General features: G+C 60.0%; 17 protein-coding genes and 1 tRNA gene. 10 read left to right on the top strand and 8 right to left on the bottom strand.

The genetic code is table 11. The features are described 5' to 3' along the window. From Q0063_RS11855 to Q0063_RS11840, 4 genes are all read left to right on the top strand, one after another. A partial coding sequence (locus Q0063_RS11855) for a relaxase/mobilization nuclease domain-containing protein (protein ID WP_297872188.1) occupies nt 1-876 on the top strand: 876 nt, incomplete at its 5' end. A gap of 12 nt (nt 877-888) precedes the next feature. Further along, nucleotides 889-2,067: a site-specific integrase gene (locus tag Q0063_RS11850; RefSeq protein WP_297872187.1), complete on the top strand. Its 1,179-nt coding sequence runs from the start codon at nt 889-891 to the stop codon at nt 2,065-2,067. Nucleotides 2,068-2,190: 123 nt separating this feature from the next. Beyond that, nucleotides 2,191-3,366, top strand: coding sequence for a tyrosine-type recombinase/integrase (locus Q0063_RS11845; RefSeq protein ID WP_297872186.1), 1,176 nt, complete (start codon nt 2,191-2,193; stop codon nt 3,364-3,366). Between the two features lie 16 nt (nt 3,367-3,382). Further along, complete coding sequence (locus tag Q0063_RS11840; protein WP_297872185.1) at nt 3,383-3,676, top strand: hypothetical protein; 294 nt, start codon at nt 3,383-3,385, stop codon at nt 3,674-3,676. An 83-nt stretch (nt 3,677-3,759) separates the two neighbouring features. On the opposite strand, the gene Q0063_RS11835 is transcribed toward Q0063_RS11840, so the two are convergent. From Q0063_RS11835 to Q0063_RS11825, 3 genes are all read right to left on the bottom strand, one after another. Then, nucleotides 3,760-4,377, bottom strand: coding sequence for a flavodoxin family protein (locus Q0063_RS11835; RefSeq protein ID WP_297872184.1), 618 nt, complete (start codon nt 4,375-4,377; stop codon nt 3,760-3,762). A 32-nt stretch (nt 4,378-4,409) separates the two neighbouring features. Next, nucleotides 4,410-4,946, bottom strand: a complete 537-nt coding sequence (rbr, locus tag Q0063_RS11830; protein ID WP_297872183.1) for a rubrerythrin — start codon at nt 4,944-4,946, stop codon at nt 4,410-4,412. Nucleotides 4,947-5,027: 81 nt separating this feature from the next. Next, a tRNA-Arg gene (locus Q0063_RS11825) sits at nt 5,028-5,104 on the bottom strand. Nucleotides 5,105-5,587: 483 nt separating this feature from the next. Here Q0063_RS11825 and Q0063_RS11820 point away from each other — a divergent pair. The 3 genes from Q0063_RS11820 to Q0063_RS11810 all read left to right on the top strand — a co-directional run bounded on the left by Q0063_RS11820 (nt 5,588) and on the right by Q0063_RS11810 (nt 7,717). Further along, nucleotides 5,588-6,217: a redox-sensing transcriptional repressor Rex gene (locus tag Q0063_RS11820; RefSeq protein ID WP_297872182.1), complete on the top strand. Its 630-nt coding sequence runs from the start codon at nt 5,588-5,590 to the stop codon at nt 6,215-6,217. A 43-nt stretch (nt 6,218-6,260) separates the two neighbouring features. Then, the gene (locus tag Q0063_RS11815; protein ID WP_297872181.1) at nt 6,261-7,382 is read left to right on the top strand and encodes an S-layer homology domain-containing protein; all 1,122 of its coding nucleotides are present in this window, start codon (nt 6,261-6,263) and stop codon (nt 7,380-7,382) included. A 122-nt stretch (nt 7,383-7,504) separates the two neighbouring features. After that, the gene (locus Q0063_RS11810) at nt 7,505-7,717 is read left to right on the top strand and encodes a hypothetical protein (RefSeq protein WP_297872180.1); all 213 of its coding nucleotides are present in this window, start codon (nt 7,505-7,507) and stop codon (nt 7,715-7,717) included. Between the two features lie 240 nt (nt 7,718-7,957). Here the strand turns inward: Q0063_RS11810 and Q0063_RS11805 are convergent, their stop codons facing one another. Both Q0063_RS11805 and ilvD read right to left on the bottom strand, forming a co-directional pair. Further along, the gene (locus tag Q0063_RS11805; RefSeq protein ID WP_297872179.1) at nt 7,958-8,482 is read right to left on the bottom strand and encodes a phosphatase PAP2 family protein; all 525 of its coding nucleotides are present in this window, start codon (nt 8,480-8,482) and stop codon (nt 7,958-7,960) included. A 102-nt stretch (nt 8,483-8,584) separates the two neighbouring features. Beyond that, nucleotides 8,585-10,252: a dihydroxy-acid dehydratase gene (gene ilvD / locus Q0063_RS11800; RefSeq protein ID WP_297872178.1), complete on the bottom strand. Its 1,668-nt coding sequence runs from the start codon at nt 10,250-10,252 to the stop codon at nt 8,585-8,587. Between the two features lie 428 nt (nt 10,253-10,680). Here ilvD and Q0063_RS11795 point away from each other — a divergent pair, with 428 nt between their 5' ends. Continuing rightward, nucleotides 10,681-13,698 carry an AAA family ATPase gene (locus Q0063_RS11795; RefSeq protein ID WP_297872177.1) on the top strand — a complete coding sequence of 1,006 codons (3,018 nt, stop codon included), beginning with the start codon at nt 10,681-10,683 and terminating at the stop codon, nt 13,696-13,698. A 63-nt stretch (nt 13,699-13,761) separates the two neighbouring features. Here the strand turns inward: Q0063_RS11795 and Q0063_RS11790 are convergent, their stop codons facing one another. After that, on the bottom strand, nt 13,762-14,406 hold the full coding sequence (locus Q0063_RS11790) for a superoxide dismutase (protein WP_297872176.1): 645 nt from the start codon (nt 14,404-14,406) through the stop codon (nt 13,762-13,764). 213 nt (nt 14,407-14,619) lie between these two features. Here Q0063_RS11790 and Q0063_RS11785 point away from each other — a divergent pair, with 213 nt between their 5' ends. Both Q0063_RS11785 and Q0063_RS11780 read left to right on the top strand, forming a co-directional pair. Continuing rightward, nucleotides 14,620-16,227 (top strand): hypothetical protein, encoded by a 1,608-nt coding sequence (locus Q0063_RS11785; RefSeq protein WP_297872175.1) that lies wholly within the window; start codon nt 14,620-14,622, stop codon nt 16,225-16,227. 30 nt (nt 16,228-16,257) lie between these two features. Then, nucleotides 16,258-16,533, top strand: coding sequence for a hypothetical protein (locus Q0063_RS11780; RefSeq protein WP_297872174.1), 276 nt, complete (start codon nt 16,258-16,260; stop codon nt 16,531-16,533). 266 nt (nt 16,534-16,799) lie between these two features. Here Q0063_RS11780 and Q0063_RS11775 read toward each other — a convergent pair whose 3' ends face one another. Together Q0063_RS11775 and Q0063_RS11770 are read right to left on the bottom strand one after the other, a co-directional pair. Continuing rightward, on the bottom strand, nt 16,800-18,527 hold the full coding sequence (locus Q0063_RS11775) for a phospho-sugar mutase (RefSeq protein WP_297872173.1): 1,728 nt from the start codon (nt 18,525-18,527) through the stop codon (nt 16,800-16,802). Next, nucleotides 18,505-18,741: hypothetical protein (locus Q0063_RS11770; protein ID WP_297872172.1), on the bottom strand; the 237-nt coding region annotated here is incomplete at its 5' end. The genes Q0063_RS11770 and Q0063_RS11775, both read right to left, overlap by 23 nt.

The raw sequence follows: 18,741 nt of genomic DNA, 5'->3' as shown, positions 1-18,741 counted from the left end.
AACTGCGTTCCGCAGTCCGCCTACACGGAGATGATGACGACGAAACAACGATTCAAGAAAACCGACGGCAGACAGTTCTATCACTTCGTGCAGTCCTTCGCTGAAACGGATGCCCTCACGCCGCAGGAGGCCAACGCCATTGGGCTGGAGTTGGCCCAACGTGAGTTCCCAGACTTCGAGGTGGTGGTGGCGACACACTTGGACACCAACCACATCCATAACCACTTGGTAGTGAACAGCGTCAGCTGTGAGACGGGCCGGAAGCTCCATCAGAGTGCGGACGACCTGCTCAAGCACCGTCAAGCCAACGACATAATCTGTGCCGCCCATGGCCTGAGCGTTTTGGTGCAGCCGGAGAAGCGCTCAAAGAAAAAGCGGATGAAGCCTGGTGAGTATCAGGCTGGCCTGCGCAGCGATAGCTGGAAGCTGGATTTGATCCACGCCATCAACGAGGCGCTGGAGTATGCTACTGACCGGGAAAGTTTTATTGCGAACATGGAGTACGAGGGCTACGAGGTCACCTGGTCGGACACGCGGAAGCACATCACCTTCACCTGTCCCAATGGGCGCAAGTGCCGGGACAGTAGTTTGCACGACGAGACTTTTCTCAAGGAGAATCTGGAAGCACTGTTCGCATACCGGCAGACCGTGGGCTTTCATCCCGGCAGTCTGGAACCGGCTGAGGGCTGGATGAGAAATCTGGCAAGCGGCCTTCTCCGGCTGGGCAGAGCTCTGGAGCGCGGTAATGATTTGCCGCCGCTTCCCGCGCCGTCTACCTGGACAGACAGCAAGCAGCGCCGCCGGGAGGCGCTGAAGAAACTGGCGATGGGGCAGAAGTTGAGCGGCGATACACACAACCAGGGCATGAGTATGTAGAAAGGAATTCTTATGGCAAGCATCAAAAAGTTAGACGTGCGCAAATTCAAAATCACCGTCAGCAACGGCTATCGTCCTGACGGCAGAAAGATCAGCAGGGCCAAGACCATCTCAGTCCCGCAGTCTGTGGGAAGCCGGGGGATTCCGCAGTATGTCGTTCACGAGGCGGAGGAGTTCGAGAAGCAGGTCAAGAGCGGCTACTGCGAGGATGGAGAGATGACCTTCCAAGAGTACGCTGCCCGCTGGCTGGAGCGGCAGACAAAATACGCCCCCAGCACCCTCGGCTTCTACCGCCGATCGCTGGAGGCGGTGTATCCGATGATCGGCAGCATCAAGCTGAATCATCTCCGGCCCATCGCTCTGGAGAATATGCTGGTGGAGTTGAGGAAGCGAACCTACCATGGCAAGCTGATTCAAGAGGCAACTGTCCAGAAATACTTGACAGTTGCCTCTGCGGTACTGAGCGATGCGAAGCGAAACGAGATCATTGAGAAAAATCCGGCTCGGATGATTGACCTGCCGGAGACAACATCGAGGACACAGCTGATCCCCACAGATGAGGAGGCCCATAGATTTCTGGACATTCTCGCCAACGAAGATGATCCCTACAAGACCTTTTACGCCCTGGCAATCTATACCGGCTGCCGCAGGGGAGAGTTGTGTGCCCTCAAATGGCAGGACATCGTTATGAATGGCGACGAGAGCATCCTGACCGTCAGCCGCTCCCTCAGCTCTGTTCCAGGTCAAGGTGTGATCGAGGGAACTACGAAAAATGGGCAGGCCCGAATAATCTATCTCAGCGAAGACATGACCAGTATCCTCCGCAGCTATTGCTACCAGAAAATGTGCGAGGCACAAGTTGGCGGCTTTGAGATGAGCGATTATGTGTTCACAAATGAGACTGGGAAGCTGATGCACCCGGATTCGTTCTCCCGGCACCTCCGCCGTCTCTATGACGAGAAAGGATTTCCGAGAGAGTTCCATCTGCACACCCTCCGCCACTATTTTGTGTCCACCATGCTTCACAACGGCGTAGACAAGCAGACGGTGGCAGAGCTGGCCGGTCACGGAGACACCGGCTTCCTGGAGAGAACCTACTGCCACCCGCAGTTACAGCTGAAACGTCAGGCAGCAAAAATCCATGCGCAGACCGTATTCGATTTCAGCGGCAGAGATTTTGAGAGCGCGTGATTGGTGCTTTCGTAGAATCTCCGTCCTGAAGCAAAAAAGCAGTAGCTGTACGGCAAGAATTGGGGTATGTTGTGCTTGCAAAATAAGCCTCAGCCGGACTGAGGACAGAAGGGAAGATGCGAAATGGCAAGTATTCGAAAACGGGGAAGCAGTTATTTACTGGTAGTCTCCATGGGTTACGACCACACTGGCAAGCGCCGGGCCGCACAGCAGAAAACGGTGAAGCCGCCGGAAGGGCTGACGCCAAAACAGAGAGAAAAATGGCTGAACGAGCAGGCGGTTCTCTTCGAGCGGGAGTGCAAGGACACACCGCTGGCGACAGATCGGACCATCACACTGGCGCAGTACATTCAACTCTGGCTCCGGGATATCGCCCCGGACAAGCTGGCGAAGTCCACGCTGGCCCGTGACAAGCAGGACATTGACCGCTTCCTGCCGTACCTGGGAGGCTATAAATTAGTAGACCTCCGCCCTGAGCACTTCCGAAAGCTCTACACCGAGCTGCGGAAGCAAACAAGTCAAAATACTGGAATGCCGCTCTCCGAGTACACGGTTGAGGGAGTCCACGCCTGCCTTTGTGGAATCCTCTCCGATGCGATGGAGAGCGGCTTTATCAATCACAATCCGGCCTGGCGGACGTACAAATACTCCGGCAAGAAGAAGGAAAAGGTGATTGCGGACGAGGAAACCATGCAGAAGATCATTATGGCTCTGGAAAATGAGAGCCTCAAATATGAGACCTACTACAAGCTGATCATTGCCACGGGGATGAGGCGTGGTGAGTGCTGCGGTTTGAAGTGGTCCGACATCGACTATGAGAAAAATAGCATTCATATCCAGCGGAACGTGGTGAAGATCACCGGGGAGGAGATCATCGTCAAGGACACCAAGACTGCAGCAGGGGACCGTTATGTGTACTTCTCTCCGGAGATGGAGAGCCTTCTCAAAGAGTACCACCGGGAGTGCGCGTGGCAGGCGGATGCCTATGAGGACCGGGTGCTGACGGAGGAGGACTTTGTGTTCCGCAGGCACGACAGCCAGGACCCGATGACGCCCAGCACCTTCACCTGGCGGTTCAAGATGATTCTGAAAAAGAATGGACTTCCGGAAAAGCTGAACGTGCATTCCCTCCGTCACAGCAACGCAAGCCTTCTGATTGCCAACGGAGCGGACGTGGCAACGGTGGCCGGCCTCCTGGGCCACTCCCAGCCGTCCACGACGCTGGACATTTATACTCACGCTTTTGACAAGAGCAAGAAAGCCGCCAGCGAAGCCCTCCAGCGGGGCTTGGATATCTAAAGGAGGAGGAAGGAGCATGTACGATTATATGCAAGCCCTGAAAGCCCGCTTCTCAACAGAAACCCTCTGTCTTGAACAACAGGCAGAAGTAGTCCAGCTACATCGTAGGTTGGAGAAAAGGTTAGACCGGCGAAACCAGATACGGCTGTTGGAACTGGTGGATGCCGAGGCAAGACTGCGGGATGACGTATCTCTGGAAAGTTTCATCGCTGGCTTCCGCTTGGCCTGTGGGATAGCACACGAGTTAGGAGCAACAGAACTGCCCTACTCCTTCCGCCGGGAAGAGGAAGAGCGAATCAGCAAAAGATAGAGCAGGGGAGAGGTGTTCTGAAAAGCCAGGCGGCATGGAGCGAAGCTCCATGCCGCTGTCCGCATCCGCTCAATCGTTTTCTACTAACGAATGAAGTTCGTGCGTTGGGGAGGCTCCCGCTCCGGGAGGCCGTATTTCTCCTTGCCGAGTTGGATGCTCCGCATGAGGAACGTCATATTCCGGGCCAGGGTCCGCATAGTCTGCAAACCCTCCGCATCCTGGGCCGCCTGGCCGGGCTCCCGCCCGTGGACGCTGTTCCAATATTGGCTGGAGGCCACAGGCATTCCGGAGATGGTGAAGAACTTGTTCAGCTCGTCAAACGCAGCGGACAGTCCGCCCCGCCGGGCAACGGCGACGGCGGCGCCGACCTTCATCGTCTTGTCAAAGGGCGTGCTGAAAAAGAGCCGGGTCAGAAAGGCTACCAGCGTGGCGTTGGCGGAGGCGAAATAGACAGGGCTACCTACTACCAGACCGTCGCAGGCCTCGAACTTTGGGGCAATTTCATTGACGGCGTCGTCAAAGACGCACTTGCCCTTTTCCGCGCACTTGCCGCAGGCAATACAGCCTCGGATAGCTTTGTTTCCAACCTGAATAATTTCTGTTTCAATTCCCTCTGCCTTGAAAACCGTTTCCATCTCCCGCAGGGTAACAGCGGTGTTGCCGTTGGGCCGGGGACTGCCGTTAATCATCAAAACCTTCATATGGGGACCTCCATGGACTCGGGTTTATGTATTCAATAATTCTCCGCGTGGACCTCGAAGTAAGCCTGGGGATGGGCGCAGACAGGGCAGAGCTCCGGCGCGGCGGTGCCCACCACGATATGGCCGCAGTTCCGGCACTCCCAGACCTTGACCTCGCTCTTTTCGAAGACCTCCTGAGCCTCCACGTTTTTCAGCAGAGCCCGGTAGCGCTCCTCATGGTGCTTCTCGATCTCGCCAACGGCCCGGAATTTGGCGGCCAGCTCCGGGAAGCCCTCGGCCTCGGCGGTCCTGGCAAAGCCCTCGTACATATCCGTCCACTCGTAGTTCTCGCCGTCGGCGGCAGCGCCCAGGTTCTCAGCGGTGGATCCAATGCCCGCCAGCTCCTTGAACCACATTTTGGCGTGCTCTTTTTCATTGTCGGCGGTTGTCAGGAACAGGGCGGCAATCTGCTCGAAGCCCTCTTTCTTGGCCTTGGACGCAAAATAGGTGTACTTGTTCCGGGCCTGGGACTCCCCGGCAAAAGCGGCCTGCAGGTTTTTCTCCGTCTGGGTTCCGGCGTATTTGGACATGGTGAAATCCTCCCTTTCAAATCTTCAAAATAGATGCAAAAAGTTACAAAAAAGCTCTAAAAACTGCGTTTTTAGAGCTTTTGGTACGCCCGACTGGATTCGAACCAGCGGCCTTCAGAGTCGGAGTCTGACGCGCTATCCAACTGCGCCACGGGCGCATACCTGACAATATAAGATTTTCAGTTTTCCGGCTATCCGGGGAAACAGTAGTCAAACAGTAGTCAGCTCACGGCGTTTTTTCCTCTGCCATTCCGCCAACGCCCCTGTTTGCAGGGCTTTGCACCGTATCTCAGCCGGAGTTGTCAGAAACGTCGGAGTCTGACGCGCTATCCAACTGCGCCACGGGCGCATACCTGACAATATAAAATTGAAGGAAACAGCCGTCCTGTCCGCAGGGCTCTTTGCCGTACGCCGGTCCGACATACGTTCCGAACCGCGCCCGCAAAACCCCTGCATCACAGGTACTTTGGTAGTATAGCAGACTTTCCCGGTTCTGTAAAGCTTTTTTAAAAATTTTTGAAAAAATTTTTTCCTCGAATTTTCTCCGAAAAAGATTGTTAAAAAAATTGACAAGTCTACGTTTTTGGGCTAAACTAGAAGGCAAGTATCCTTTCATCAGCGGCTTTTTAGGAGTGAATGGTATGAAAAAGGAAAATATCTCTGATGCTGTCATCCGCCGCCTGCCCCGGTATTACCGTCAGCTGACGGAGCTCTGCGCCAGGGGTGTCGTGCGCATTTCGTCCCACTCCCTGGGCCAGGAAATGAACATCACCGCCTCCCAGATCCGCCAGGACCTGAGCTGTTTCGGAGAATTCGGACAGCAGGGGTATGGCTATAATGTAGAGGAGCTTCACACGGAAATCGGCCATATTCTGGGCGTGGACAACAACCACCATCTCATCATCATCGGCGTCGGCAACCTGGGCCACGCCCTGCTGCAAAATTTCGGCTTTGCTCACGCGGGCTTTTCCGTGGACGCCGCCTTTGACATCTCCCCCGCCGTCACTAACACCCGGGTCAACGGCGTTCCCATTCTCCCTATGGACGAGCTGGACGGCTATCTGAAAAACCACAGCGTGGATGTCGTGGTGCTGACCATTCCCCAGGCCGTCGCCCAGAGCATGGCGGACCACCTCGTCGACCAGGGTGTCCGGGGCTTCTGGAACTTCACCAATGTGGAGCTGACCAGCTCCGTGCCGGAGGTCAAGATTGAAAACATCCACTTTGCGGACAGCCTGCTGACCCTCAGCTACCGCATTGCCAACCGATGACGCCGTGCACGCCGTTTCCGCGGCACAGAAAGGACGCGCTTTCATGCAGAAAATGCCAAAAATATCAAAAAAACCAAAAAAAGGATTTTTCTTCGTTCTGCCGCTGACGCTGGCGCTGGCCGTCTGGGCAATGGCCGCCGGGGACGCGGCAGACCCCCTGGCCTCCCTGTCCTATCTGAACGGGGTATTCACCAGCGCCGTGGACGCCGCCGTAAACGCCCGGCTGGACGCTTCCGACGCGCTGCTGCTGGAGCACGGCGGCGGGACCGGCGTCCCGTCTGCCCCGCCAGCCTCCGCCGGCGGCTGGACGGAGCTCCGTTTGAAGCAGGGAGACCTGCTGCCCCTCTCCACCGGGGAAAGCGTGCTGCTTCTGGCGGGAAGCGGGCAGTTCACCTGCGCCTTCGGTGAGGTGGTGGACGCCACCGCCGGCGCCGCTGTTCCGGCCGGCGGGGCTCTGGCGGCCAATCACCGCTACATCGCCGCGGAGGACACCGCCGCCAGCGTGCTGATTACCAGCAAGACCGCCGTGGTGGACTGTCAGGGAACCGGCTCCGTCAGCTATTCCACCGCCACGGATTACAACGCCATGGCCGGGGCCCTGAAATCCCTGGGCCTTTTTCGGGGCAGTCTCACCGGATACGGCCAGGGCTTTGATCTGGAGGCCGCCCCCACCCGGCTTCAGGCCCTCATCATGTTCATCCGGGTGCTGGGGGAAGAGGAGGCCGCCCTGGCCTGGTCCGGCAGCATCCCCTTCACCGATATCCAAAAGGGCTCCCAGGGGGAGAAATATGTGGGCTATGCCTATGAGCGGGGCTATACCAACGGATACAGCGCCACCCAGTTCCGCCCCTCCGCTCCGGTAAACGCCCGGCAGTACACGGAGTTTATCCTCCGGGCCCTGGGCTACAGCTCCGCCGCCAACACCAACCTCTCCGACGCCCTTGCCCGGGCCCTGGAGGCCGGCGTTCTGACTCCCGGCGAGGCCGCCATGCTGCAAAATGACCCCTTCCTTCGGGCCGACCTGGTCTATGTCTCCTATTACGCCCTGGACGCCTTCCGGGCCGACGGCATGGGGACCCTGGCGGACTCCCTGATGGAAAAGGGGGTTTTCACCCAGTGGGAGCGGGACAGCGCCGCCGGCATGGTCACCGGCTGGCGGCTGTAACGCCGGGACCGGGATATCCGGGGTCAAAAATTTTTCGGGAATCCGGAACCCTCCGGTCCGGGGCACATATGATGAACTGAGGCCGCTTCAAACGGTCTACATCTCTCAGGAGGTTCCATCTTATGTGCAATACTGGCTTTGGCGGAGGCAACTGCTGCTGGATTATCATCCTGCTCATCATTGTCTGGTGCTGCTGCGGCAGCAATTCCAGCTGGGGCGGCAGCGGCTGCGGCTGTAACTGCGGCTGCGGCTGCGGCGGCAACTGCGGAGGCGGCTGTGGCTGCAACTGCGGCTGCAACAATAACTGCGGCTGCACCCCCACCCCCTGCTGCTGATCCGCGTTTCGCGGAGGACCAGGCGTTTCCCGGCGTTTCTGCCGCCCGGCGCTTCGGTTCATTCCGCAGGCAGTCCCAGTCGGAAAACGCCCCTCCGGCAGTCCGGGGAAACGCCCGGCGGAGCGGGTCTCTGGGTGACGCCTGCCTACCAATGACATAAAACCGGAGCCCCGGACCCAGCAGGGTCCGGGGCTCAGCCTTTTGAATCCGGCGGCGCGGCGGAAAAAACCGGAATAACCGTCAGAATTTCCCCTCTCTCTGCCTGGCCGTCAGCCTCCCGGCCAGGTGTCCCAGAACGGCACCCAGGAGAATCCCGCCCAGCACATCGCTGGGCCAGTGGACATAGAGGTAGAGCCGGGAGAAGGCGATGCCTGCGGCCAGAATCACGGCCGGTATCCACAGTCGTTTTTCCGCCCCCGCCGCCCGCAGCGCAAAGGCCGCGGCAAAGGAGGCGGCGGTGTGTCCGGAGGGAAAGGAGGCGTCCCCCGGCGGGGAAACCAGCAGAATCAAATCCGGACGGAGGAGGAAGGGCCGCCCCCGGCCAATCAGGGGCTTCAAGACCATGTTGCAGGCCAGCAGGTCCAGCACCAGGGCGCAGGAGACCGTGATTCCCTGCCTCCGCCGCTTTGCGGAGAACAGCAGCAGCGCCGCCAGCAGAATCCAGATGTCCCCGTGATCTGCCAGACGGCTGAGAGCGGACATCAGCACGTCCAGAGGGCCGCTGCGGAGGTGCGCCTGTATCCAATCCAAAAGAGCCAATTCCAAGGTGTGCGCCTCCTTAGAGTCCAGGTTCTATCGCAGGGGCCGCGGCGCCGGACAGGCGTCCCGGCCCTGTCTCCACTGCATTATAATATGGGACGTCCCTGATTATTCCAGCACCGCCCCCCGGGCCGCGCTGGAAACCAGCTTGGCGTACCGGGCGGCATAGCCGGTTTTGACCTTGGGCTCCGGGCAGACCCACCGGGCCCGGCGGGCCTCCAGAACGGCCTCGTCCACATCCAGCGTGATGGAACACCTGGTGATGTCAATGGAAATGGGGTCGCCGTCCTCCACGAAGGCGATGGGGCCCCCCTGGGCCGCCTCCGGGCAGACGTGTCCGATGGACGCGCCCCTCGTCGCGCCGGAGAAGCGCCCGTCGGTGATGAGGGCCACGTCCTTGTCCAGGCCCATGCCGGCAATGGCGGAGGTGGGATTCAGCATCTCCCGCATACCGGGGCCGCCCTTGGGGCCCTCATAGCGGATGACCACCACGTCCCCGGCCACGATTTTTCCGGCGTAAATGGCGGCAATGGCGTCCTCCTCACTGTCGAAGACCCGGGCGGGACCGGAGTGAACCATCATCTCCTTGGCCACGGCGGAGCGCTTCACCACGCAGCCCTCCGGGGCCAGGTTGCCCTTCAGCACGGCGATGCCGCCGTCGGGGGAATAGGGATTGTCGATGGGGCGGATTACCGCGGGGTCCCGGTTCACCGCGCCCTCCAGATTCTCCCCCAGGGTTTTCCCGGTGCAGGTGAGGACGGATGTGTCCAGCAGATTCTTTTTCGTCAGCTCCTTCATCACCGCGTAGACGCCGCCGGCCTGCTCCAGGTCCTCCATGTAGGTGTCCCCGGCGGGGGCCAGGTGGCAGAGGTTGGGGGTTTGGGAGGAAATTTCGTTAGCCATGTCAAAGCTCAGCTCAATGCCGCACTCGTGGGCAATGGCAGGCAGGTGCAGCATGGTATTGGTGGAACAGCCCAGGGCCATGTCCACGGTCTCGGCGTTGTGGAAGGCGGCGGGGGTCATGATGTCCCGGGGACGGATGTTTTTCTCCACCAGCTCCATAATCTGCATACCCGCATGCTTGGCCAGCCGCAGCCGGGCGGACCAGACGGCGGGAATGGTGCCGTTGCCCCGGAGACCCATGCCGATGGCCTCGGTGAGGCAGTTCATGGAGTTGGCGGTGTACATGCCGGAACAGGACCCGCAGGTGGGACAGGCGCTGTTCTCATAGTCCTCCATGCCCTCCTCGTCCAGCTTCCCGGCGTAATAGCTGCCCACGGCCTCGAACATGTGGGAGAGGCAGGTCCGCCGCCCGTCCTTCAGGCGGCCCGCCAGCATGGGACCGCCGGAGACAAAAATGGCGGGGATATTCAGCCGGGCAGCGGCCATGAGGAGTCCGGGGACGTTTTTGTCGCAGTTGGGAATCATCACCAGGCCGTCAAACTGGTGGGCAATGGCCATGGCCTCGGTGGAGTCGGCAATGAGGTCCCGGGTGATGAGGGAGTACTTCATGCCCACGTGCCCCATGGCGATGCCGTCGCACACGGCAATGGCGGGGAACTCCACCGGGGTGCCGCCGGCCAGGCGGATGCCGGCCTTCACGGCCTCGGCAATCTTGTCCAGATTCATGTGGCCGGGGACAATTTCGTTATAGGAGCAGACCACGCCGATCAGCGGGCGGTCCAGCTCCTCTCTGGTATAGCCCAGCGCGTAGAACAAAGAGCGGTTGGGGGCCCGCTTCACGCCCTGGGTCACATTGCGGCTGTTTTCTTTCATGGTATATCCTTCCTTTTATTGACACCCGCTGAAAACGGGCGGTGTTCAGGGAAAATAGTAATATAAATTCCCGGCGCTGTCAAGCCGCCGGAGGAGGTGGGGAATATCCAAATGCGCATTTCATTCGGAAAAAGGCGCGGGGCTTTACACCTGACCCCCACAATTATGCCTGTAGGGGCGGGCCTCTGTGCCCGCCCGTTCTCCCAATGGCGCCGGGCTTCCGGCAGAGGGACCGGAGGGCTTGTCTCGAACGGCGCTTCTCCCCTGTTCCGCCGGAATCCTCTTTTTCCGGCAAATTTTTTCTCCAGCAGATGACACCGCCGGAGGGATGTGCTATAATGCCTACAGAATGACAGCCCCGCCGGAGCACGCGGTTTTCCGTCCCGGCGGACCGCCAATCATAGACGTACAGAAAGAGAGGGATCACCTTGGACAAAGCCGGCGAATACTACAACAAGGCATGGAACTACAATAAAGAAAAAAATTATCAGCAGGCGTACATCCATTTCACCATCGCCGCGGAAATGGGCCATGCGGACGCTCAGAATTTCCTCGGCACATACTACCTGAACGGTTATGGCGTTGAAGAGGATGAGGCGGCGGCGGTGGAGTGGTTTCAAAAAGCCGCTGGGCAAAACAACATGTTTGGCAATTACAACCTGGGGCGCTGCTATCAATATGGCTGGGGCGTGGAGAAGGACCCTCAAACGTCTCTCAGGTTCTACCTGCTCGCCGCCGAACAGGGTCACGCGGGCGCTCAGAACGAGGCCGGACGCTGTTATCTGAATGGCTGGGGTCATGAAAAGGATCATGTCAAAGCGGCGGAATGGTTCCGGAAAGCCGCCGCCCAGAACAATATACACGCCTGCTATAACCTGGGCCTCTGCTATCAAAACGGCTGGGGCGTGGAGAAGGACAGTCAAAAAACCTTCCAATACTATCTGCGGAGCGCTGAGCTGGGCTACGCAGATGCTCAGAACGAGGCCGGCTACTTTTACCTGAACGGCTGGGGCGTCGAAAAGGATTACACCAAGGCGCTGGAGTGGTTCCGGAAGGCCGCCGATCAGGACAATATGGACGCCATCTATCACCTGGGCCGCTGCTATGAATACGGCTGGGGTGTGGAAAAGGACATGCAGAAGGCCGTCCAGTTCTACCAGCGCAGCGCGGATCTGGGCCGGGCGGACGCCCAGAACGACCTGGGCGTCTGCTACCTGAACGGCCAGGGCGTTAAGAAAAACGAGGCCAAGGCCCTGGAATGGTTCCGGAAGGCCGTCGCCCAGGACCCCGATAATAAATTTGCCAACTACAATCTGGGCCGCTGCTATCAGTACGGTTGGGCCACGGAAAAGAACCCCCAGAAGGCCTTTCCCCACTTTCTGCGCGCCGCAGAGCAGGGCCATGCGGCCTCTCAGAACAAAGCCGGCTTTTTCTATCTGAACGGGATGGGAACCGCGAGAGATGACGCCAAGGCCCTGGAGTGGTTCCGGAAGGCTGTCGCTCAGAACGAAAAATACGCCTGCTATAACATAGGCTTCTGCTATGAAAAGGGCCGGGGCGTCAGCGCAGACAAGAAAAAGGCCCTGGAGTATTACGAAAAGGCCGTGGCACTGGGGCACGAAAATGTCAAGAAGGACGTGGATCGCCTGCGGGGAGAACTGGGCAGCCCGCCTCCGGAGCCGCCCCAGCCCCCTCAGACAGACGGCGTGCAGCAGGAGGACGGCAGCTCCGCCTATGACAGGCTCCAGGCCCTCACCGGCCTGGATTCCGTCAAGAGGGCAGTCGGCAAAATGATCCACCTCCACCAGATCAACGCGAAGAGAGAGAAAGCCCTGGGAAAAAAGGCCTCCACGGTCTCCATGCACATGGTGTTCACCGGGAATCCCGGCACCGGCAAAACCACCGTGGCCCGCATCATCGGAGAGCTCTACCATGAGATGGGACTGCTGTCCAGGGGCCAGGTGAAGGAGGTCAAGCGGGCCGATCTGGTGGCGGAGAACATCGGCGGCACCGAGGCCAACACGAAGCGCGCCATTGAGGAGGCCCTGGGAGGCATCCTGTTCATTGACGAGGCCTATACCCTCAGCCCCGAGGACCCGGGGCGGGACTTCGGCCCCAAGGCCGTGGACACCATCCTGACGGCCATGGAGGAAAACCGGGGGAATCTGGTGGTCATCGTGGCCGGCTATGAAAAGGAAATGCAGCGCTTCATCAACAGCAACCCGGGTCTGAAATCCCGCTTCAAGAACTTCATCCGCTTCGAGGACTACAATGCCCAGCAGCTCCATCAGATTTTCCGCTATACCGTGGAATCCGAGGGCTACCGTCTGGACGAGGCGGCGGATTCCATTCTGGCCCAGTATTTTGAGCAGCTTTACCGCACCCGGGGCCTCAACTTCGGCAACGGCCGGGAGGTGCGCAACTTCTTCGAGTCCGTTCTCGCCTGGAACGCGGAGCGTCTGGCCGGCATGGACACGGACCACCTCACCGGGGAGGAGCTTATGTCGCTGACGGAGAGCGACATCCAGACCGCCGTGGACGAGCAGATGGGCCGGACCGGCGAAGCGGACGGCGGGCCCTCGGCCCTGGAGGAGCTGGACGCCATGACCGGCCTTGCCAGCGTGAAGGAGGAGGTCCGTCTCCTCCAGCAGGTGGCCGTCTATCAGCAGCACTGCCGGGAAATGAAGCTGACCACCACGCCGCCCACCATGCACATGGTGTTCACCGGCAACCCCGGCACCGGCAAAACCACCGTGGCCCGGATTATCGGCCGCATCTATCACGAGCTGGGCCTGCTGCCCGAGAGCCGGGTGACGGAGGTCAAGCGGGCGGACCTGGTGGCGGGCTACGTGGGCCAGACGGACCAGAAGGCCAGGTCGGTCATCCAGCGGGCCCTTGGCGGTGTGCTGTTCATCGACGAGGCCTATACCCTGAGCCCCGAGAATCCCGGCCATGACTACGGTCAGGAGGCCATCAACGTGCTGCTGACCGCCATGGAGGAAAACCGGGAGAATCTGGCGGTGATTGTGGCGGGCTATGACAGGGATATGCGGCGGTTCATCAACAGCAATCCCGGTCTGAAATCCCGCTTCACCAAGTACATCCATTTCGATGATTACGACGGCGGGGAGCTGGCCCAGATTTTCCACAACTTCGCCGGCAGCCGCTTTGTCTTTGGCGAGGGGGTGGAGGAGGAGCTCCGCAGGGTCTGCAATGAGCTCTACCAGCAGCGGGACGCGAATTTCGGAAACGCCCGGGATGTGCGCAACCTGTTTGACCTGGTAACTGCCAGTCAGGCCGACAGAGTCACCAGGATGAACCGCCTTTCCCGGGAGGACATGATGCAAATGACCCGGGAGGACATCCTGAACGCAGAACAGAAGTACAAAAAAGGTCAGGCCTTCCTTCCCAAGCCCAAGAGTCCGAAGCCCATCGGATTTAATTGACAGTCAGAGACAGCAAAGCGAAAGGGGCCCCCTGGGGGTCCCTTTCGCTTTCACATGGGTTTCTCAGGACTGGGGATAGCGGGGCCGGTTCTCCGTCAGCCGGGCAAAGGTCCGGGACAGGCCGGGCCAGTCCACCTTTTGCCACCAGCCTTCAAAGTAGTCCCCCCGGCGGTTCTGGTAGTCCAGATAATAGGCGTGTTCCCACACGTCGCAGGGCAGCAGGGGAATCAGGGGCAGGGGCGCGTCCTGGTTGGCGCTCTTGCGGACGGAGAGCCTGCCGTCCCCGTCGCTGACCAGCCAGGCCCAGCCGGAGCCGAACTGTCCCAGGGCGGCGGCCTTCATGGCGGTTTTCAGCTCCTGGAGATCTCCGAAATCCCTGGCTATGGCGTCCGCCAAGGGCCCTTCGGGCTCCGAGGCGGCTCCGGGGGCCAGGGTTTTGAAATACAGGTCGTGGTTATACACGCCGCCGGCGTTATTCCGGACGCCCTGCCGGATATCCTCCGGGAGCTGGGCCCAGTCTCTCACCAGCCGCTCCAGGGGCCAGTCCTGATAGGCGGGATTGGCCTCCAGCAGCTTGTTCAGGTTGTCCACGTAGGTCTGGAAGTGCTTGTCGTGGTGAAAATGCAGGGTCCGTTCGTCGATTTCCGGCATCAGGGCGTCATAGCCGTAGGGCAGAGGCGGCAGGGTAAAGGGATAATGAGATTCCATAAGCAAGTCTCCTTTCAATTTGCCTTTGATTGACAGGAAGCGGTTTTGTCAAAAGGCCGCCGTCCCTCTGTCAGTCTGAACTAGTATATGAATTCGGGCCGCCGGGCATACGGAGAGAAATTTTTGAGAAACTTCATAATTTTGTGACAAACAGGCCCGCTGAAACGTCTATAATAGTGAACCGCTCATTACAAAAAGAAAGAGAGACACACCATGAAACAGTTCATTTGGATGCTCTGCGGCATTTTCCTGTCCGGGCTGCTGCTGGGCAGTCTCAGCGCCTGTTCCTCCTCAAACAGGGGCACGTTCAGCCCGCCGCCGGGACAGGCCTCCGACCCGGACCCCGCCGCCGGGAAGGAGCCCGTCTCCCAGGACGCCCAAAGCGCCTACGCCGCCCTGCTGCGGCAGGTCCGGGACACCCAGACCCTGCCTGACGGCACGGAGCTGGAATGCCTGCGGGAGGGGGACGCCATTGACATGGAGAGCCTGGAGATGAACACCTTCGCCCTCTTCGATGTGGACGGCGACGGCCGGGCGGAGCTGGTCCTGAACTGGGTCAGCGCCGGCGTCGCAAACATGATGGAACTGGTCTACGGCTACGACGCCGCCACCGGCACGGTCCGGGAGGAACTGCGGGAGTTTCCCGGCATTATCTTCTACGACAACGGCACGGCGGAGGCCCCCTGGTCCCACAACCAGGGCAATGCCGGCGACAAGCTCTGGCCCTACAGCGTCTATCAGCACAACGCCGAAACCGACGCCTATGCCATGACGGGAGCCGCCGACGCCTGGGACGGAAGCTATCGGGAGACCGATACCTTTCCTAAGGATATTGACGCCGACGGGGACGGCGTGGTCTATTTCCTCCTCTCCGCCGACGAAAGCCAGTGGAGCGAAGGTTACAGCGCCCCGGTGGACGGCCCGGACTACGAGAACTGGCGGAGCTTTCACATCGGAGAGGGGGCGGCTCTGGAGCTCTCCTGGCTGCCCCTGACGGAGGAGAACATCAACAGGCTCGAGGGGACGCCCCTTCCCCAGAGCCGGGACGACGGCCCAACCCCCGACCCGGAAAGCAGCCCGTCTCCCAACAAGGAAAACGGCCCCTCTGTGGGCCCCGCCCCTCTCCAGCCCTCGGAGGAGGACAGTCTGCCCCATGGCCGGCCGGTGGATTTCAACCGGAGCGGCCTTCCTGCCGCCTATGCCGCCGCCATGGAGCAGTATTGCCGCGACGGTACATTTCCCGACGGACAGGCCGGCGGCGAAATTCCCAGCCGCATTGCCTATGCGGTCTGCGACGTGGACGGGGACGGTCAGGACGAGCTGATTTTGCAGAACACCGACACCTACGTGGCGGGCATGACGGAGCGGGTATTCGCCTATGACGAGAGCACCAAAACCTTCCGGGAGGAATTCGGCGGCTTCCCCGCCCTGAGCTATTACGACAACGGCGTCATTCAGGCGGACTGGTCCCACAACCAGGGGCGGGCGGGGGATAAGCTCTGGCCCTATACCCTGTACCAGTACCAGCCGGAGGAAGACCGCTATGAGCCCCTGGGCTCCGTGGACGCCTGGGACCGGAGTCTCGGCGGACATATGGATGCGTTTGGAGGGGATTTCCCGGAGGAGACCGATGCGGACGGCGACGGGTATCTCTATTTCCTCCTTCCTGCCAACTGGCAGGGGGAATATACCCGGGGCAGTCTGGTGGACGGCCCGGACTATGAGAACTGGCGGAACCACTATCTGAGCGAAGCGCGGATTCTGGAAATCCCCTATCAGGCGGTGGAAGTGGAAACGGTGTTTCCCAACGCCGCGGGGTGAGAACGGAGAGTTGAGATGGAGGGAGATTGTATGCTGTACGTCTGTGTTTTTACGGCGCTGGTCTGCGGTGGCATCTATCTGCTGTACGGCCGGGATCTGGCGGCCGCAAAAGACATCCGGGCCTTCCTCTTCGTCTTCCGCCCCGGAAAGACCTCCCACCGCTTCACCCTGGACGCCTGCACCGGCTGGGTCCGGCATGGGGTCCGGTTCCGGGAGAGCCGGACCTGCGCCTTCACCCTGGACGCCCGGCTGACGGGGGGGATGCGGAATGCCTGCTGCTGGGCCGGGGCAAACGGCCCCTGCTGAGACTGACCCCTCAGTCTCCCGCCGGAGCGGTCAGATTGGAGGCAGGCAGGTATTTTCTGCGCTGGGCCTTTCAAAAGGCCTCTGGAACCTGTGCGCTGCGCTGGCAGGCCGGACACAGATAAACAGAAAGCCCCCTCGAAAAGGGGGCTTTTTGCCGACTGTCCGCAGAGACAACGGGGGCGGAAACGGAGGCAAAAAGGACGGGCCCGAAGGCCCGCCCATACGGATTGCAATATAGCTGTCAAATTATTACCCGAAGGAATCAGTTATTTCTTGAGGGAGTCCACCCATTTGCCGTATTTGTCCACGTTGGCCTGGGCGTCTGCCGCGTCGCTGCCTTGGGTGAGGATGTACACCTTGATCTTGGGCTCGGTGCCGGAGGGCCGGACAATCACGGAGGTGCCGTCGGCCATCTCGAAGCGGAGCACGTTGGACCCGGAGAGCTCCATGGCGGTCTTTGCTCCGGTGGCGCAGTCGGTGACGGAGCCGTCGGAATAGTCCTTGAACTGGGCCACCTTCACGCCGCTGATTTCGGCAGGCGGGGTCTCCCGGAGGCTCTTCATCAGGTTGGCCATGTCCTTCAGGCCGTCCAGGCCGGGCATCACCAGATTATAGGTATGCTCGGCAAAATAGCCGTACTTCACATAGAGGGCGTCCAGAGCGTCTGCCAGGGTCATGCCCTGAGAGGCGTACCAGGCGGCCATCTCCGTGAGGGCCAGGGCGGCGGTGACGGCGTCCTTGTCCCGGACGTAGTCGCCCAGCATATAGCCATAGGACTCCTCGTAGGAGAAGATAACCTTCCCCTCGCCGGTGGACTCCAGCTTATCCTTCTTCTCCGCCAGGAACTTGAAGCCGGTGAAGGTGTCGAAGCACTTCAGTCCGTTGACCTCGGCCACCTTCCGGGCCATTTCGGTGGTGACGATGGTCTTCAGGGCCACGGGCTTCTCCGGCAGGATGCCCGCCCGCTTCTTCGCGCCGATGAGATAGTCCAGCAGCAGCACACCGGTCTGGTTGCCGGAAATAACCTTGAAGTCCCCGGACTTGGTGCGGACCATGATGCCCACCCGGTCGGCGTCGGGGTCGGAGCCCAGGATGAAGTCCGCGCCCTCCTTTTTAGCCAGGTCCACCGCCAGATAGAAGCCCTCGGGATTCTCCGGGTTGGGGGAGACCACGGTGGGGAAATCGCCGTCAATGACCATCTGCTCGGGGACGCAGATCAGGTGCTTGATGCCCAGGCGGCGCAAAGCCTCGGGAATCAGCTTGTGGCCGGTGCCGTGGAAGGGGGTGTAAACCAGCTTGAAGGTATCGGCCACCTTCTCGACGGTTTCCCTGTCGTTGACCTGCTCCATGACGTTGGAGAGGAATTTCTCGTCGGTCTCGGCGCCCAGGACCTCGATGAGGCCCGCCTTCACGGCCTCGTCATAGTCCATAGTTTTGATATCGTCAAAAATGTCAATCTCGCCCAGGCGCTTGGCGATGGCATCGGCGTGGTGGGGGGGCAGCTGTGCGCCGTCCTGCCAGTAGACCTTATATCCGTTGTATTCCTTGGGATTGTGGCTGGCGGTGACATTGATGCCCGCCTGACAGTGGTACTCCCGGACGGCGAAGCTCAGTTCGGGGGTGGGCCGCAGGGACTCGAAGATGCGGACATGGATGCCGTTGGCGGCGCAGACCTGGGCGGCGGCCCGGGCGAACTCCATGGAGTGGTTCCGGCAGTCCATGCAGATGGCCACGCCCCGGCGCCTGCCCTCCTCGCCCTCGGCGGCAATGACGTCGGCAAAGCCCTGGGTAGCCCAGCGGATCACGTGGATGTTCATATTGTGGAGTCCGGTGTACATGGTGCCCCGGAGACCGGCTGTGCCAAATTCCAGAGGGCCGTAAAACCGGGCCTCAATCTCCTTGGGGTCGTCCTTAATGGCCTCCAGTTCGGCTTTCTCCGCGCCGCTGAGGGCGGGGCTGGCTAACCACTTTTCATATTCCTTCATGAAATCCATTTGCAGAATCCTCCTTCATAGTGCGTTGACGCGCCGGGCAGCAAGAGACCCTTTGGCGAAACTGGCCAACTTTCGGCGTCAGGCGGCGGCGAAAATACCTCAAACCGCATAAAATCATTATACGGGAGGTTTTGGCAGATGTCAAGGACTGCCTGCGGAAGGGCACGGAAATCAATTTTGCAAAATTGGATTCAAAGAGATAAAATAGGAAATA

The organism is uncultured Oscillibacter sp., from assembly GCF_947654275.1.
Lineage (GTDB): Bacteria > Bacillota > Clostridia > Oscillospirales > Oscillospiraceae > Oscillibacter.
This window is presented reverse-complemented; position numbering and strand designations above follow the sequence as displayed.

Coding starts and splice junctions, on each gene's coding strand:
- Q0063_RS11810 (WP_297872180.1), top strand. CDS start 7,505: ATGTGCAATACTGGCTTTGGCGGAGGCAACTGCTGCTGGATTATCATC.
- ilvD (WP_297872178.1), bottom strand. CDS start 10,252: ATGAAAGAAAACAGCCGCAATGTGACCCAGGGCGTGAAGCGGGCCCCC.
- Q0063_RS11840 (WP_297872185.1), top strand. CDS start 3,383: ATGTACGATTATATGCAAGCCCTGAAAGCCCGCTTCTCAACAGAAACC.
- Q0063_RS11815 (WP_297872181.1), top strand. CDS start 6,261: ATGCAGAAAATGCCAAAAATATCAAAAAAACCAAAAAAAGGATTTTTC.
- Q0063_RS11820 (WP_297872182.1), top strand. CDS start 5,588: ATGAAAAAGGAAAATATCTCTGATGCTGTCATCCGCCGCCTGCCCCGG.
- rbr (WP_297872183.1), bottom strand. CDS start 4,946: ATGTCCAAATACGCCGGAACCCAGACGGAGAAAAACCTGCAGGCCGCT.
- Q0063_RS11780 (WP_297872174.1), top strand. CDS start 16,258: ATGCTGTACGTCTGTGTTTTTACGGCGCTGGTCTGCGGTGGCATCTAT.
- Q0063_RS11835 (WP_297872184.1), bottom strand. CDS start 4,377: ATGAAGGTTTTGATGATTAACGGCAGTCCCCGGCCCAACGGCAACACC.
- Q0063_RS11850 (WP_297872187.1), top strand. CDS start 889: ATGGCAAGCATCAAAAAGTTAGACGTGCGCAAATTCAAAATCACCGTC.
- Q0063_RS11775 (WP_297872173.1), bottom strand. CDS start 18,527: ATGGATTTCATGAAGGAATATGAAAAGTGGTTAGCCAGCCCCGCCCTC.
- Q0063_RS11845 (WP_297872186.1), top strand. CDS start 2,191: ATGGCAAGTATTCGAAAACGGGGAAGCAGTTATTTACTGGTAGTCTCC.
- Q0063_RS11790 (WP_297872176.1), bottom strand. CDS start 14,406: ATGGAATCTCATTATCCCTTTACCCTGCCGCCTCTGCCCTACGGCTAT.
- Q0063_RS11785 (WP_297872175.1), top strand. CDS start 14,620: ATGAAACAGTTCATTTGGATGCTCTGCGGCATTTTCCTGTCCGGGCTG.